The 15,010-nt window shown below is 69.5% G+C and carries 14 protein-coding genes; 13 read left to right on the top strand and 1 reads right to left on the bottom strand.

Going from position 1 to position 15,010, the window contains the following annotated elements:
• Nucleotides 1-2: 2 nt before the first annotated feature.
• On the bottom strand, nt 3-773 hold the full coding sequence (locus BLR05_RS01355) for an ABC transporter substrate-binding protein (RefSeq protein ID WP_092831899.1): 771 nt from the start codon (nt 771-773) through the stop codon (nt 3-5).
• Nucleotides 774-979: 206 nt separating this feature from the next.
• Here BLR05_RS01355 and BLR05_RS01350 point away from each other — a divergent pair, with 206 nt between their 5' ends.
• The 13 genes from BLR05_RS01350 (at nt 980) to ypfJ (ending at nt 14,993) form a co-directional block, all read left to right on the top strand.
• Nucleotides 980-1,774 (top strand): IclR family transcriptional regulator, encoded by a 795-nt coding sequence (locus tag BLR05_RS01350; protein WP_013593606.1) that lies wholly within the window; start codon nt 980-982, stop codon nt 1,772-1,774.
• A 14-nt stretch (nt 1,775-1,788) separates the two neighbouring features.
• Nucleotides 1,789-2,766 carry an aromatic ring-hydroxylating dioxygenase subunit alpha gene (locus BLR05_RS01345; protein WP_092831898.1) on the top strand — a complete coding sequence of 326 codons (978 nt, stop codon included), beginning with the start codon at nt 1,789-1,791 and terminating at the stop codon, nt 2,764-2,766.
• 191 nt (nt 2,767-2,957) lie between these two features.
• Entirely contained in the window at nt 2,958-4,148 is a 1,191-nt protein-coding gene (locus tag BLR05_RS01340) for an amylo-alpha-1,6-glucosidase (protein ID WP_092831897.1), read from the top strand.
• Nucleotides 4,149-4,218: 70 nt separating this feature from the next.
• A complete protein-coding gene (locus tag BLR05_RS01335; RefSeq protein ID WP_092831896.1) occupies nt 4,219-5,295 on the top strand; it encodes an adenosine deaminase in 1,077 nt (358 codons plus the stop codon).
• A gap of 106 nt (nt 5,296-5,401) precedes the next feature.
• A complete protein-coding gene (locus BLR05_RS01330) occupies nt 5,402-6,232 on the top strand; it encodes an AraC family transcriptional regulator (RefSeq protein ID WP_092831895.1) in 831 nt (276 codons plus the stop codon).
• 117 nt (nt 6,233-6,349) lie between these two features.
• Nucleotides 6,350-8,797: a penicillin acylase family protein gene (locus BLR05_RS01325; RefSeq protein ID WP_092831894.1), complete on the top strand. Its 2,448-nt coding sequence runs from the start codon at nt 6,350-6,352 to the stop codon at nt 8,795-8,797.
• Nucleotides 8,798-8,900: 103 nt separating this feature from the next.
• On the top strand, nt 8,901-9,878 hold the full coding sequence (locus BLR05_RS01320; protein WP_092831893.1) for a 2-hydroxyacid dehydrogenase: 978 nt from the start codon (nt 8,901-8,903) through the stop codon (nt 9,876-9,878).
• Between the two features lie 138 nt (nt 9,879-10,016).
• Nucleotides 10,017-11,114, top strand: a complete 1,098-nt coding sequence (locus tag BLR05_RS01315; protein WP_092831892.1) for a BMP family ABC transporter substrate-binding protein — start codon at nt 10,017-10,019, stop codon at nt 11,112-11,114.
• Between the two features lie 134 nt (nt 11,115-11,248).
• The gene (guaD, locus tag BLR05_RS01310) at nt 11,249-12,571 is read left to right on the top strand and encodes a guanine deaminase (protein WP_092831891.1); all 1,323 of its coding nucleotides are present in this window, start codon (nt 11,249-11,251) and stop codon (nt 12,569-12,571) included.
• A 99-nt stretch (nt 12,572-12,670) separates the two neighbouring features.
• A complete protein-coding gene (dcd, locus tag BLR05_RS01305; protein ID WP_013593615.1) occupies nt 12,671-13,237 on the top strand; it encodes a dCTP deaminase in 567 nt (188 codons plus the stop codon).
• Between the two features lie 170 nt (nt 13,238-13,407).
• The gene (locus tag BLR05_RS01300) at nt 13,408-13,719 is read left to right on the top strand and encodes a hypothetical protein (protein ID WP_092831890.1); all 312 of its coding nucleotides are present in this window, start codon (nt 13,408-13,410) and stop codon (nt 13,717-13,719) included.
• A gap of 32 nt (nt 13,720-13,751) precedes the next feature.
• A complete protein-coding gene (locus BLR05_RS01295) occupies nt 13,752-14,039 on the top strand; it encodes a hypothetical protein (protein ID WP_092831889.1) in 288 nt (95 codons plus the stop codon).
• Between the two features lie 57 nt (nt 14,040-14,096).
• Nucleotides 14,097-14,993: a KPN_02809 family neutral zinc metallopeptidase gene (gene ypfJ / locus BLR05_RS01290; RefSeq protein WP_092831888.1), complete on the top strand. Its 897-nt coding sequence runs from the start codon at nt 14,097-14,099 to the stop codon at nt 14,991-14,993.
• The last annotated feature ends 17 nt before the right edge of the window (nt 14,994-15,010 follow it).

Below are 15,010 nucleotides of genomic sequence, written 5' to 3'. Positions count from 1 at the left end.
GCTCAAATGCCCCACTTCTTCGTGATCTGCGCGAGCGTGCCGTCGGCCTTGACGGCCGCAATGGCCTTGTTCAGTCGCTGCAGCGTCTCGGCATCGCCCTTGCGCACCACCAGGCACACGTCGCCCACGTTCGACGGCTTGTAGCCCTCGGCCAGCTTCACGCCCTGGAAGGTGTTCTGGCGGATCTGGTAGGCCAGGATGGGCTGGTCCGCCAGGCCCGCCTTGATGCGGCCCAGGGCCAGGTCCCGCGTCAGGTCGGCCACCGAGTCGTAGCTGCGCACTTCCTTGAAGATGCCCTTCTTCTGCAGCATGTCGAGGAATACGGTGCCCACCTGCGCGCCGACCACTTCGCCCTTGAGGTCGTCCAGCGAGGCGTAGGCGCGGCCGTCGTCGGCCTTGACGATCAGGCCTTCCCCGTAGGAATAGACCGGATCGCTGAAATCCACCACCTGCTGGCGCGCGGGGGTCTTCAGCATGGCGGCAGAGACGATGTCGATCTTGCTGGCGGTGAGCGAGGGAATCAGCGCCGAGAACACCGTCTGCTGCACGTTCACGGTGAACCCGCCGGCCTTGGCCACCGCCTGCACGGTGTCCACCATCATGCCCTGGATGGTATTGGTCTTGATGTCGAGGAAGGTGAAGGGAATGCCGGTGGCGGTCGCGCCGACGTTGTAGCTCGCGGGCGCGGCGCCCTGCGCACAGGCGGCCGTGACGGCGGCGGCAGCCAGCAGGCCGGACATGAGGTGGCGTAGGCGGTGGATGAGGAAACGCATGGCGGGGCTCCTTGAACGAAAGGCGGGATGGACCACGGATGTGCGCCATGCACGCCGTTGGGGCGCGCCGGTCCGCACGGTGGGCATGGTGCAAGATCGATGCCATCATCGATTCACGATGAGCGATTTGAAATTAGTGAAAACTACTAATCGCTAAAAGAAAATCGATATGCGATTTCTTGGAGTGGCGGGGCTATACTGCCTTCATGGCCTCCACCCCTTCAGAAGATGACGTCAGCCGTCTGTTCAACCAGTCCGTCGAGAAAGGGCTGGACGTGCTGTGCGCCTTCGGCGCCCAGCGCCGGGGCATGACCTTCGCCGAGGTCGCCGAGGCCGCGGGCATCAACCGCAGCTCGGCGCAGCGCATGGTCTACACCCTCGAGCAACTGGGGTATGTGCGCAAGCATCCGCAGACGCGGCGCTACGAACTCACGCCGCGCGTGCTGCGCATCGGGTTCAACTACCTGGCCGGCAATCCGCTCATCGACCTGGCCAATCCGTTCCTGTCCGAACTCACCAACGTCACCACGGAAACCACCTGCCTCACCGAGGCCGACGGCGCCGAGATGGTCTATGTGGCGCGCTTCGTCAGCGCCCAGTTCGTGCCCGTGCACATGCCCATCGGCAGCCGCATCCCGATGTACTGCACCGCTTCCGGGCGGGCCTTCCTGAGCGCGCTGCCCGAGGCCGATGCGCTGGCGCTCATCCGCCAGGGAGAGCGCGTGGCCCACACCCGCCACACGCTGACCGACGAGTCCGCCATCCTGGAGCAACTGCAGTTGGCCCGGCAGCGCGGCTATGCGGTCAACCGCGAAGAGCTGTTCCTGGGCGACATGACCCTGGCCGCGCCGGTCGTCGGCGGGCGCGGCCGCCCCGTGGCGGCGGTGCATGTCGTGGCGCCCACCAGCCGCTGGACCCCCGAGGAGGCGGAAAAACGCCTCGCGCCGGCCCTGATCGCCTGCGCGCGCTCGCTGAGCAATTCCGTGCGCGCGCTGGCCTGACAATCCTTCCCACGATGATCGAACAACAACACTGGCATCCCGTCGCCCTGGCGCAAGAGGTCGGCGCCGCCCCCCTGGCCGCGCGCCTGCTGGACCAGCCCCTCGTCCTCTGGCGCGACGCTGCAGGCGTGCCGCATGCCTTCCCCGACCGCTGCCCCCATCGCGGCGCGCGCCTCTCGCTCGGCCGCGTGCACGAAGGCCGGCTCGAATGCCCCTACCATGGCTGGCAGTTCGAGGGTGGCGGCCGCTGCGTCCAGGTGCCTGCGCTGCCGCAGTTCCAGCCGCCGGCCGGGCACCGCGTGGAATGCTTCGGCGTGCGGGAAGCGCACGGCCTGGTGTGGGTGCGCCTGGCGCCGGGCGACGCCGCCCTGCCGGCATTCGCCGCGGAAGACGACGCGCGACTGCGCAAGCTCAACTGCGGGCCTTACGACGTGGCCGCAAGCGCGCCCCGCATCGTCGAGAATTTCCTCGACATGTCGCATTTCGGCTTCGTGCACGAAGGCTGGCTCGGCGCGCGCGATGCCGCGGCCATCGACGACTACCGCGTGGAGCCCACGCCGACCGGCCTGCTGGCCACCGGCTGCAAGGCCTGGCAGCCGCAGTCGAACCTGCATTCCACCACGGCGGCGCAGGTCGAATACACCTACGAAGTCACCGGCCCGTACGCGGCCGTGCTGACCAAGCTGCCGGAATCCGGCACCACCGCGGTGGAGGGCTGGCGCGAGTCCATCGCGCTCTACATCTGCCCGATCACGCCGGAGTCGAGCCGCGTGTGGTTCCGCCTGGCGGTGGCCGATTTCGATTCACCCGACGCCAGGCTGCGCGACTTCCAGCACACCATCTTCATGCAGGACCAGCCTGTGCTCGAATCCCAGGAGCCCAGGCGACTGCCGCTGGACCTGCGGGCGGAACTGCACACCGCCGCGGACAAGGCTTCTTCCGCCTACCGGCGCTATCTGCGCGGCTGCGGCATCACCTTCGGCGCCTGCTGAGGCGCTCCCGGCCGCGCCGGGCGCACGCGTGAGGGCTGGACAGTTCCGCATCCGGCTGCACAATGGAACCCGTGCCGGCTCCGATGCTCCATGCCCGGGAGGTGCGTGGCCACCGGGCGGCCCGGCCCCGCGGGCCTGCCTGGCGCACTACGCGCCCGCTGCCTGCCTGTTCGCCTGCCCACTGCATGCCCATGACAGACCATTCCCTCGACGCCCCATCCCTCGCGCTGATCGATGCCTGTTCGGAAGCCTCCCTCGCGCTGCTCGAACGCAACCTCACGCCCCACGGCATCCTGGCCGCGAGCCGCACCGCGGCGGCGGTGGCGCGGCGCTATACGCGGATCTTCGGGCGCGACGCGGCCATGTGCGTCATGGCGATGTGCGGCAGCGGCGTGCCGGCCCTGGAGGAGGGCGCCGTGGCCAGCCTCGATGCCCTCGCCTCGCAGCAGGCCCCCAACGGCCAGATTCCCAAATACGTCGATCCGGAGGGCCGCGACGCGGACTTCTGGTACCTCGGCTGCATCGACTCCACCCTGTGGTGGCTGATCGCGGTGGACCACGTGCGGCGCCATGGTGCGGTGGACGGCGACTGCTGGTCCGATGGCGTCGAGCGGGCCATCGGCTGGCTGCTCGCGCAGGAGCACCAGCATTTCCGGCTGCTGCAGCAGAACGAGGCCAGCGACTGGGCGGACATCATGCCGCGCTCGGGCTACGTGCTCTACACCAACGCCCTGTGGTTCGACGTCAAGCGCCGCTTCTCGCTTTGCCAGGCGGAGGACACGCAGCACCACTTCAACCATCTCTTCAACCCGTTCCAGCGCGACCTGCCCGAGTACCACCGCGCCCGGCTGCTGCAGCACTATGCCCGGCGCGGCCGGCGCGACCCGGGCCTGTTCCTGAGCTTCGTGAACCTGGCGGTGGTGGGCGACGAGGGCGATGTGTTCGGCAACCTGCTGGCCATCCAGTCAGGACTCGCCGACGAGGCCATGGCGCACAACATCGTCAACACCATCGAAGCCGCCCATGCGGGCAACTCGCTGCCCGTGCGCGTGGTGCTGCACCCGCTGTCCCACGAGCACGACCTGTGGCGGGCCTACATGGGCCGGCACCGCCAGAACCTCATGCACCAGTACCACAACGGCGGCATCTGGCCCTTCGTCGGCGGCTTCTGGGTGATGGCGCTGGCCCGCCTGGGCCTGCGCCGCGCCGGCTGGTCCGAACTGGCGAAGCTGGCCCATGCCAATGCGCTCGACGACTGGCGCTTCACCGAGTGGTTCCATGGCCGCACGCTGGCGCCCATGGGCATGGCCGGCCAGAGCTGGAACGCAGCCACCTTCCTGCTGGCCCGGCGCGCGCTGCAGGGGCAGGACTCGGCCTGGTAGCCCGCGCGGCCCCGGCCGGCCTTATGCTGTGCGCTGCGCGCATCCGTGCCGCGCCTTCCCGAGGCTTCCCATGACCGATTCCCGTACCGCCCTCCCGCCGCATGCCGGCGCCATCGCCCCGGAGCGCCTGCCCGACCTGCTGCGCACCATGCCCAAGGCCGAGCTCCACATGCACATCGAGGGCTCGCTCGAGCCCGAGCTGATCTTCGCGCTCGCCAAGCGCAACGGCGTGGCACTGCCCTATGCCGACGTGGAGGCGCTGCGCAGCGCCTACGCGTTCACCAACCTGCAGAGCTTCCTGGACATCTACTACGCCGGCGCGAGCGTGCTGCTGCACGAGCAGGATTTCTACGACATGGCCTGGGCCTACCTGCAGCGCGCGGCCGCCGACCACATCGTGCACACCGAGATGTTCTTCGATCCGCAGACGCACACCGCGCGCGGCGTCGGCATCGGCGTGGTGATCGAAGGCCTGCACCGGGCCTGCGAGGACGCCAGGGTGCAGCTGGGCGTAAGCGCTTCGCTGATCCTGTGCTTCCTGCGCCACCTCAGCGAAGAGGACGCCTTCGAGACGCTGGAGCAGGCACTGCCCTATCGGGACCGCTTCATCGGGGTGGGCCTGGACTCGAGCGAGGTGGGCCATCCGCCCGAGAAGTTCGCCCGCGTGTTCGCGCGCTGCGGCGAACTGGGACTGCACCGCGTCGCGCACGCGGGCGAGGAAGGGCCTCCGGCCTACATCTGGAGCGCGCTCGACGTGCTGCGTGCCGAGCGCATCGACCACGGCGTACAGGCCGTGCACGACCCGGCGCTGATGCGCCGGCTGGCCGCCGAGCGGGTGGCGCTCACCGTCTGCCCGCTGTCCAACGAGAAGCTGTGCGTCTTTCCCGACCTGGCGGACCACAACATCCAGGCCCTGCTGGATGCGGGCCTGGCGGCCACGGTGAACTCGGACGACCCCGCCTATTTCGGCGGCTACCTGAACACGAACTTCCTGCGCCTGTTCGAGGCCGTGCCCACGCTCACGGCGGCGCATGCCTACCAGCTCGCATCCAACAGCTTCGAGGCGAGCTTCGTTCCGGACGCGGACAAGCAGGCCTGGCAGCGTGCGCTGCGGGCCTGCTTCGACCGCTTCGCCGCGCCGCATTGAGACGGCATGGCCCCGCGGGTCATTGCGGATCGACGGCCGATAGTCTGTTGCGTGAGAATCACGGGCGCGCAAACCGGCGCTGGTCCGGGCACGCGCCGCATACCGCATGTCCACCACCAACCAGCTGCATCTCTGGGATGACCGTTTCTTCTACCTCACGGAGGCGATCCAGTCCGGCCTCACCGCCCGGGCTTCCGCCACCCTGCTGGCATCCGCCTCCGGCCGCCCGTTCGTCCTCGTCGCGCTCGATGGCACGGTGCTGCGCTGCACCGCGGCCCTGGTGGCGCCGAACGTGCCCCGCCAGCTCGACGCCGACGGCTGCGGCCTGCTCTCGCTGAACGTCGATCCGGCGTCCGGAACGTTCCGCAGGCTGGCCGCGCGCCTGGACGGCCAGGGCATCCTGCCGCTGGATGCGGCCGACTTCAGTGGGTTGCGCGAGGGCTTCGAAGGCGCGCTGCACGGCGAGCTGGACAGCCCGGCATTGCGCCGCCTCAGCGGCAGCATGCTGGACGCAGCCTGCGGCGCCGTGAAGCGCCCCCGCGGCGACCGTGCGTGCCTGGATCCGCGCGTGGAGCGCGTGCTGCAGCGGATGCGCGATGCCGGAAGCCATGGCATGGCGGTTCCGCTGTGCGACCTGGCGGCCGTGGCCTGCCTGTCGCCCGGCCGGCTCACGCACCTCTTCCATGAACAGACCGGCCTGTCGATCAAGCGCTACCTGCTGTGGTCCAAGATCCGCCGCACCGTGCAGATGATGGCCTCCGGCATGTCGCTCACCGGCATCGCGCTCGCGGGGGGCTTCACCGACGGCGCGCACATGAGCCGCACCTTCCAGCGCTGCTTCGGCCTGACGCCGTCCTTCCTGGCGGACGCGGGCCGCGTGGACGTGTTCGTGGACGACTGCGCGCACACGGCCTGGCGCGGAGCGCAGGCCAGCTGACGCATTCCCCCTCTGGCGACGTAGCCGCTGCGTACAAGCGCCCGGCAGCAATTTTTCCTATGCTCTGGCGGCCCCGGCCATGCAGCTGCCAAGGGGGCCCAGAGGAGACACACCACCATGCGCACTACGTTCCGCGGCGGCCTGAGGCCGCTTTCCCTTTGTTTCGTCGCCAGCCTGGCCGCCTGTGGCGGCGGTCACGGCCGCGGCGACCTGGCCCCCTACAGCGCGGAGATCCGCCGCACCGCCATGGGCGTGCCGCACATCAAGGCATCCACCTGGGGCGGGGCTGGCTTCGGCTACGGCTACGCGCAGGCGCAGGACAATCTCTGCACCCTCGCCGATGCCTTCGTCACCTACCGTGGCGAGCGCTCCCGCTACTTCGGCGGGTCCGCGCAGGTCATCTACAACAGCACGCTGGGCCGGCCGCTCAACATCGATTCGGACTTCTTCCACCGCCACGTCATCTCTGCCGACGTGGTGGAGAAAATGATGGCGGCCCAGCCGGAGAAGCTGCGCCAGATGGTCGAGGGCTTCGCCGCCGGCTACAACCGCTACCTGGGCGACCTCCAGGCCGACAGCGGTGCCCACGCGGCCTGCCGCAACGAAGCCTGGGTGCAGCCCGTCACCGTGCAGGACATATGGCGGCGCATGTTCGCCGCCAACCTCGCGGGGGGCTACAGCAACTTCGCGGCGGCCATCGCCAACGCCACCGCGCCCGCTGCCGCACGCTCGGACACCGCCGCGGCCGCGCCGCAGAGCAAGGGTGGCACGACCGCCGTCGCGGCCCTCGATGCCTCCCGCACCCGAACCCCGGACCTGCAGGTCGGCGGCACGGCCGGCATCGGCAGCAACATGTACGGCTTCGGCACGGCCGGAACGGGCGAGGGCAGTCCGCTGCTCTTCGGCAATCCACACTGGTACTGGAAGGGGCCCGATCGCTTCTACCAGGCGCAACTCACCATCGGCAACGAGCTGAACGTGAGCGGGGTGTCGTTCCTCGGCATCCCGGTGGTGCTGATCGGCTTCAACGACAACGTGGCCTGGAGCCACACGGTCTCCTCCGCGCGCCGCTTCGGCTTCTTCCAGCTCACGCTGGCCGCGGGCGATCCCACCACCTACCTGCGCGACGGCGCCCCCGTGAAGATGGCGGCCACCACCATCACGGTGCAGAACCGCACGGCATCGGGCACGGTGGACGTGACGCGCACGCTCTACAAGACCGACATGGGGCCGCTGGTGAACCTGTCCAGGCTCAACCCAGTCCTGGCCTGGAGCCAGTCCACCGCCTTCGTCATCCGCGACATCAACGGCGAGAACTACCGCACCTTCCGCAACTGGATGCGCTGGAACCAGGCCCGGTCGCTCGACGAGTTCATGGCCATCCAGCGCGAGGAATCCGCCATTCCCTGGGTGAACACCGTGGCCGTGGGGCGCGGCAGCGCCCGGGCCTGGTACGCGGACATGGGTGCGGTGCCCAACGTCTCCTCCAGCCAGATCGCCTCCTGTACCACGGCCTACGGCAAGGCGATCGCCGCCTCGCTGCCGGGTGTGCCGTTCTTCGACGGCTCCCGCAGCGCCTGCGACTGGCAGTCCGACCCGGACTCCGTGCAGAAGGGGGCCATCGACCCGTCGCGCATGCCCAGCCTGCTGCGCGACGACTACGTGGGCAACATGAACGACAGCTACTGGCTCGCCAACGCCAATGCGCCACTCACCGGCTACGCGCCCATCTTCGGCGCCACGGGCACGCCGCAGAGCCTGCGCACGCGCCTGGGCCACACCATGGCGCTGCAGCGCCTGGCCGGCACCGATGGCTACGGCGGCCGCCAGGCCAGCAGCGCCATCGTCCGGCAGATGGTGCTCAACAGCCGCGTCTTCAGCGCCGAGCGCTTCAAGGACCAGGCGATCGCCCTGGTCTGCACCTCGCCGCAGGTCACGGTCGGCGGCTCCTCCGTGGACGTGGCCTCTGCCTGCGCCGCCCTGCGCGCCTGGGACAACACCGGCAACAGCGATGCGCGCGGCTCGCACGTGTGGGATGAGTTCTGGAGCCGCGTGCAGGTACCGGCGGCCCAGCTCTACACCACGCCGTTCGACCCCGCCGATCCGCTGAACACGCCACGCGACCTGAATCCCGCGGCTGCCGGCGCGCTGCAGCAAGCCTTCGGTGCCGCCGTGGCCAAGGTGAAGCAGAGCGGCTTCGCGGTCGATGCGCCGCGCGGCGAGGTGCTGTTCTCGGTGCGCGGCGGCAGGAAGATGCCGCTGTACGGCGGCTGCGCCGGCATCGGCTACTTCACCATCACCTGCTCGGAAAATCCCATCGACCAGGGTGGGTATTCCATGGACGGCCAGCCGCACGGCAACAGCTACCTGCAGGTGGTCGCCTTCCCCGCGGGCGGGGTGCAGGCCCATACGCTGCTCACCCATTCCCTCTCGGACGATCCGGGCTCGCCGCACCAGGGTGACTACACCCAGGCCTACGCCGCGAAGCAGTGGGTGCGCGTGCCCTTCACGGAGGCCGAGATCGCCTCGGATGCGAATTTGCGCACCCGGACCGTGCGGCCGTAGTTCCCCGGGGCCGCAGGCTGGCGCACAATCTCGGCACCCCGGCCGGTGTGCCGCCGCGGCCCTTGCAGCCGCCGCGGCATGCCCGCGCCCGATCCGCGGGCGCATGCCGACCTTGATTGTTGGATTGGAAGCTTCCACCGTGTCCACCCCGCGCATTCCCCTCCTGGCCCTCAACACCCTGTCGCCGCAGCACCAGGCCCAGATCGCCGCTGCCTACGACCTGCACTACGCACCCACCCCCAACGACCGCACCCAGGCCATCGCCACGCAGGGCGGCCGCTTCCGCGCGGTGCTGACCATCGGCTCCATCGGCCTCACGGCCCAGGAAATCGAGTCCATGCCCGCGCTCGAGCTCATCTGCGCTTTGGGCGCCGGCTACGAGAACATCGCGCTCGACGCCGCCAGGGCGCGCGGCATCGCCGTGGCCAACGGCGCCGGCACCAACGACGACTGCGTGGCCGACCATGCCTTCGGCCTGCTCATCTCCATCGTGCGCGGCCTGCGCCCGCTGGACCGCCTCTGCCGCGAAGGCGTCTGGCGCGATGCCATCGGACTGCCGCCGAACGTGTCCGGCAAGCGCCTGGGCATCTTCGGCCTGGGCACCATCGGCCAGAAGATCGCGCGCCGCGCGTCCGGCTTCGACATGCAGATCGGCTACCACAACCGCAACCCGCGGGACGGCGTGCCGCACCAGTACTTCTCCAGCCTGCGCGACCTCGCCGAATGGTGCGACGTCCTGGTGTGCGCCACGCCCGGCGGCCCGTCCACGCGCCACGCGGTGAATGCCGAGGTCCTCGACGCCATCGGCCCGCTGGGCTATCTCGTGAACATCGCGCGCGGCAGCGTGGTCGATACCGGGGCGCTGGCCGACGCGCTGCGCGAGCGCCGCATCGCCGGCGCGGGCCTGGACGTGTACGAGAGCGAGCCGCATCCGCCCGAGGCCCTCATCGGGCTCGACAACGTCGTGCTCACGCCGCACGTGGCCGGCTGGTCGCCCGAGGCCGTGCAGTCCAGCGTGGACCGGTTCATCGCCAATGCGGAGGGGCATTTCGCCGGGCGCGGCGTGGTGTCGCCGGTCTGATGCAAAAGGCCCCTCCGGGCCCGCGACAGGCGGGCCGCGGATAAAATCCCGCCCCTGTCTTCCGCAGATGCGGACGAAAGGCTGCTGTCCCGGCAGCCTTTTTCTTTTTCCAGTTCCGGGACCATGTAGAGGACCACCATGTACAAAAACCTCGCTGCCGCGCTCGCGGCCGCCTGTCTTTTCCTTGCCCCTTCCGCCTTTTCCCGGCCTGGCGCGGCCGTTCCCCCCGCCGGGGGCGCTCCCGTGAAGGCCGGCTTCGTGTACGTATCGCCCATCACCGAAGCCGGCTGGACGCGCCAGCACGACGAAGGGCGCCGTGCCGTCGAGGCGGCCCTGGGGCCGCAGGTGCGCACGACCTATGTCGAGAACGTGGCCGAGGGCGCGGACGCCGAGCGCGTGATCCGCGACCTCGCCGCCACCGGCCACCAGATCATCTTCACGCCCAGCTTCGGCTACATGGAGCCCACGCTGCGCGTGGCGCGCGACTTCCCCGATGTGAAGTTCGAATCCATCACCGGCTACAAGACCGCCCCCAACGTGGCCACGGCCAACGCACGCTACTACGAGGGCCGATACCTCGCGGGCGTGGCGGCGGGCCGCATGACGCGCTCGCACGTCGCGGGCTTCGTGGCAGGCTTCCCGATTCCCGAGGTGGTGCAGGGCATCAATGCCTTCACGCTCGGCATGCGCTCCGTCGATCCGAAGGCCACGGTGAAGGTGGTCTGGCTCAACGTCTGGTTCGATCCGCCCAGGGAGCGCGACGCGGCGATGGCCCTGTTCAACGAAGGCGTGGACGTGGTGGCGTTCCATACCGGCTCCACCGCGGTGATGGCCGCGGCCCAGGAGCGCGGTCGCCTGGCCATCGGCTACCACTCGGACATGCGGGGCATCGGCCCGGACGCCCAGGTCCTGGCCGTCACGCACCAGTGGGGCGCCTACTACACCGAGCGCGTGCGCGCCGTCCGCGAGGGCCGCTGGAAGAGCGGCAACCTCTGGGGCGGCGTGCGCGAGGGCATGGTGCGCGTGGAAGGCTTCGGCAGCCGCGTACCGCCGGCCGTGCGCAGGGAGGTGCTCGCGCGCCAGGACGACATCGCCCGCGGGCGCCTGCACCCCTTCTCGGCCGGCGCAGTGCCCGTGCGGGACAACACCGGGCGCGAGGTGATCGCTGCCGGCCGCACGCTGGCGGACGAGCAGATCCTGCGCATGGACTGGCTCGTGGAGGGTGTGCAGCGCTAGGCAGCCTGCGCTCCCAGCCCCGGTGTCGCATCCACGTTCTGCAGGCGGGCTCCCGCCCATCCACTCCTGTTCGTTCATCCACCAAACCCCGCATGGCCAAGCGCCCCGACGGGCCGCCATGTCATCATTCCCGCATGCCCACGCCGACCCCGCCCCTGACCCCTGACGCCGCCACCCACGTGTACCGTGCCGCACTCCTGCGCTTCGACGCCGAAGGCAGGCCGCTCTACGATGAAGACGGATTCCTGGCCGTCGGTCCCGGCGCCGACGGCGTGCAGCGCGTGGTCGCCGCGGGTGATTGGCATACGCTCTCGCCCCGGTACCCGGGCCTGCCGGTCACGCATTGCCCCGGCCGCATCATCGCGCCCGGTTTCGTGGACATGCACGTGCATTTCCCGCAGACCGACGTCATCGGCTCGCCCGCGGAAGGGCTTCTGCCCTGGCTGGAAAACTACACCTTCCCGCACGAGTCGCGCTTCGCCGATGCCGCCTATGCCCGGGGCGTGGCCACCGTCTTCATCGACGAGCTGCTGCGCAACGGCGTCACCACGTCGCTCACCTTCGCCACCTCCCATCCCGCGTCGGTGGATGCGCTGATGGAAGAGGCCTCCACCCGCGGCATGCGCCTCATCGCCGGCAAGGTGCTGCAGGACCGGAACTCCCCCGACGGCGTGCGCGACGAAACCACGCGCTCGCTCGCCGACACCGAAGACCTCATCCGCCGCTGGCACGGCCGAGGCCGCCTGGGCTATGCCATCACGCCGCGTTTCGCCCCCAGCTGCAGCGAGGCCCAGCTGCGCGGCGCCGGCGAGCTGGCGGCCCGGTATCCCGACGTATGGATCCAGTCGCACGTGGCCGAGAACCGCGACGAGATCCGCTGGGCGCTCGAACTCTTTCCCCAGGCCCGCAGCTACCTCGCCGTGTACGAGGGCTTCGGGCTGATGCGCGATCGGGCCGTGTATGCCCACTGCATCCACTTCGACGACGAGGACCGCGCGCTGATGCGCGGCACCCGCACCGCCGCGGCCGTCAGCCCCACCAGCAACCTGTTCCTCGGCAGCGGCTTCTTCGACTACGAGGGCGCCGATCGCGTGGGCTTCCGCTACGGCCTCGCGAGCGACGTGGGGGGCGGCACCAGCTTCAGCCCGTTCCACACGATGCTCGCGGCCTATTACGTGGGGCGGGAGGGGCAGACCAAGCCCGGCCTCTCGCTGCCGCCCGGCCATCTCTGGTGGCAGCACACGGCCGGCGCGGCGCGCGCGCTGGGGCTGGAGGGGGTGATCGGCAACCTGCAGCCGGGTTGCGAGGCGGACTTCGTCGTGCTGAATCCCGCGGCCACCCCGCTGCTCGCGCGCAAGACGGCCCAGGCTTCCAGCCTGGACGAGCTGCTGTTCGCGATGATCGTGCTGGGCGACGACCGGCTCGTCGAGCGCACCGTGATCGCGGCGGCCCGATGAGTCTGCGGAGCCCGTGCAGCGGTTTTCCACAGCTATGAAAAGAGTAGTATCGCGTCCGCGCGCCGCCTTTCGACTGGCGCGCACGAGGAGAGAGAACCCATGAGCATCAAGAGCGACAAATGGATCCGCCGCATGGCCGAGCAGCACGGCATGATCGAGCCGTTCGAGCCCGGCCAGATCCGCGAAAGCGACGGCCGCAAGATCATCAGCTACGGAACCAGCAGCTACGGCTACGACATCCGCTGCGCGCCCGAATTCAAGGTGTTCACCAACATCCACAGCACCGTGGTGGACCCCAAGCATTTCGATGAGAAGAGCTTCGTCGATTTCCATGGCGACAGCTGCATCATCCCCCCCAACAGCTTCGCGCTCGCGCGCACCGTGGAGTATTTCCGCATCCCGCGCAACGTGCTCACCATCTGCCTGGGCAAGAGCACCTACGCGCGCTGCGGGATCATCGTGAACGTCACGCCCTTCGAGCCCGAGTGGGAGGGCTACGTGACCCTCGAGTTCAGCAACACCACGCCCCTGCCGGCGCGCATCTACGCCGGCGAAGGCTGCGCCCAGGTGCTGTTCTTCGAGAGCGACGAGGTCTGCGAGGTGAGCTACCGCGACCGCGGCGGCAAGTACCAGGGACAGGTCGGCGTCACGCTGCCCAAGGCCTGACTGCCGGCGCGCGACTGGCGCGTGTCCTACAGGCGGGCGGCCTGTTTCTCCGATGCGCAGGCCGTGGCGGGGCCCTAGCATCTGCATCAAGGTATGCCGTTGCATGTCGTGATGGTTGTCACAAAAGGCCGGCAGACTGACACATACGTTCTTTTGCCGAGGACTTCGCCATGCTTGCCTCCTCCGCGCTCCCTACCGCCCGGGCAGGCGCGCCCGCCGACTACCACTCCGAAGGGGCCCATCCCTGCGGCCCGCGCTACTGGCCCGCGCAGACGCTCGATGCGTTCCTGCTGCAGATGGCGGCCCGGGGCCATTGCATCAGCGCCGCCATGATGCTCGGCGACCGCCGCTATGCACTGGAGCAGATCGCGCGTGCGCGCCAGCTGCCCGGGGAGACCCTGCAGGCGCTGGTGAAGGAACTCTCCGACTATTTCGAGGACGCGGAGCCCGCGGCCGCCGGCCTGCACTGGTGCCACCGCTGAAGCGCCAGGCCGCTCCCGAGAAAGCCTTTCCCATGGACCACTTCCACGCAGAGCCGTCTTCCGCGCCATCCCGGATGGACGCATCCTCCCGCCCCGGCATCCGGCCGGGCGTCCTCGCCACGGGCGCCACCGTCATCGTGCTGCAGATCGCCGCCATGGCCTGGGTGCTGGAAGACCACGTGCGCCATGCCGAACAGCAGCAGCACGCCTGGGTCGCCAGGGGACTGCAGTCCACGGCTGGCAGCACCCTGCCGGTGGCGGGCCAGGCGATGCAGGCCGATGCCGGCTGGGCCCCCGCCACCCACCTGGCGGCCCGCTGAGTCTGCTCCGGCCGGCGTACCATCACGCACTGGCATGAATCTTTCAGGGTGCGCACGATGAGATGGGAAGGCAATCGCGAATCGGACAACGTCGAGGACCGCCGTGACGAAAGCGACGGCGGCGGGGGAGGGGGCGGCTTTCCGGTGTTCGGGGGACGCAGCATCGGTATCGGCACCATCGTCGTCGCCCTCATCGGCGGGTGGGTGTTCGGCATCAATCCCCTGACCATCCTCGGCCTGCTGAGCGGCGGCGGCGCGCCTCCCGCCCATGTGCAGACCCAGCAGCCTCCGGCCCATCGCCCGCCCGCAGACGACACCATGGCCAAGTTCGTCTCCACCGTGCTCGCCGACACCGAAGACGTCTGGGCCGATGTCTTCCGCCAGAACGGCTCGACCTACCAGAACCCCCGGCTCGTGTTGTTCCGTGGAGCGACACCCACCGCCTGCGGACGGGGCGAATCGGCCATGGGCCCGTTCTACTGTCCGGCGGATCGCAAGGTCTATATCGACCTCGGTTTCTACGAGACGCTGAAGAACCGCCTCGGCGCGCCGGGCGACTTCGCGCAGGCCTACGTGATCGCGCACGAGGTGGGCCACCACGTGCAGAACCTCCTGGGCATCAGCAGCCGGGTGGACCAGATGCGCGGCCGGGTGAGCCAGGTGGAATACAACCACCTGTCCGTGCGCCTGGAACTGCAGGCCGACTGCTTCGCGGGCGTGTGGGCCCACCACGCACAGAACGCGCGGCACATCCTGGAGCAGGGCGACGTCGAGGAAGCCATGAACGCCGCGGCGAAGATCGGCGACGATGCGCTGCAGCGCTCCGCGGGCCGTGCGGTCGTTCCGGACAGCTTCACCCACGGCTCCAGTGCCCAGCGCCAGCGGTGGTTCCAGGCCGGGCTGCAGGGCGGAAGCATCAAGTCCTGCGACACCTTCTCCGCCAGGAGCCTTTGAAGCAAAAGGCTTGCTGC

The sequence above is a fragment of the Paracidovorax cattleyae genome, from assembly GCF_900104515.1.
GTDB lineage: Bacteria > Pseudomonadota > Gammaproteobacteria > Burkholderiales > Burkholderiaceae_C > Paracidovorax > Paracidovorax cattleyae.
This window is presented reverse-complemented; position numbering and strand designations above follow the sequence as displayed.

What these genes read in the sequence shown, in the direction of transcription:
- ypfJ (WP_092831888.1), top strand. Translation starts at nt 14,097, where the DNA reads ATGAGATGGGAAGGCAATCGCGAATCGGACAACGTCGAGGACCGCCGT.
- BLR05_RS01320 (WP_092831893.1), top strand. Translation starts at nt 8,901, where the DNA reads ATGCCGACCTTGATTGTTGGATTGGAAGCTTCCACCGTGTCCACCCCG.
- BLR05_RS01335 (WP_092831896.1), top strand. Translation starts at nt 4,219, where the DNA reads ATGACCGATTCCCGTACCGCCCTCCCGCCGCATGCCGGCGCCATCGCC.
- guaD (WP_092831891.1), top strand. Translation starts at nt 11,249, where the DNA reads ATGCCCACGCCGACCCCGCCCCTGACCCCTGACGCCGCCACCCACGTG.
- BLR05_RS01330 (WP_092831895.1), top strand. Translation starts at nt 5,402, where the DNA reads ATGTCCACCACCAACCAGCTGCATCTCTGGGATGACCGTTTCTTCTAC.
- BLR05_RS01325 (WP_092831894.1), top strand. Translation starts at nt 6,350, where the DNA reads ATGCGCACTACGTTCCGCGGCGGCCTGAGGCCGCTTTCCCTTTGTTTC.
- BLR05_RS01345 (WP_092831898.1), top strand. Translation starts at nt 1,789, where the DNA reads ATGATCGAACAACAACACTGGCATCCCGTCGCCCTGGCGCAAGAGGTC.
- BLR05_RS01350 (WP_013593606.1), top strand. Translation starts at nt 980, where the DNA reads ATGGCCTCCACCCCTTCAGAAGATGACGTCAGCCGTCTGTTCAACCAG.
- BLR05_RS01355 (WP_092831899.1), bottom strand. Translation starts at nt 773, where the DNA reads ATGCGTTTCCTCATCCACCGCCTACGCCACCTCATGTCCGGCCTGCTG.
- BLR05_RS01340 (WP_092831897.1), top strand. Translation starts at nt 2,958, where the DNA reads ATGACAGACCATTCCCTCGACGCCCCATCCCTCGCGCTGATCGATGCC.
- BLR05_RS01315 (WP_092831892.1), top strand. Translation starts at nt 10,017, where the DNA reads ATGTACAAAAACCTCGCTGCCGCGCTCGCGGCCGCCTGTCTTTTCCTT.
- BLR05_RS01295 (WP_092831889.1), top strand. Translation starts at nt 13,752, where the DNA reads ATGGACCACTTCCACGCAGAGCCGTCTTCCGCGCCATCCCGGATGGAC.
- dcd (WP_013593615.1), top strand. Translation starts at nt 12,671, where the DNA reads ATGAGCATCAAGAGCGACAAATGGATCCGCCGCATGGCCGAGCAGCAC.
- BLR05_RS01300 (WP_092831890.1), top strand. Translation starts at nt 13,408, where the DNA reads ATGCTTGCCTCCTCCGCGCTCCCTACCGCCCGGGCAGGCGCGCCCGCC.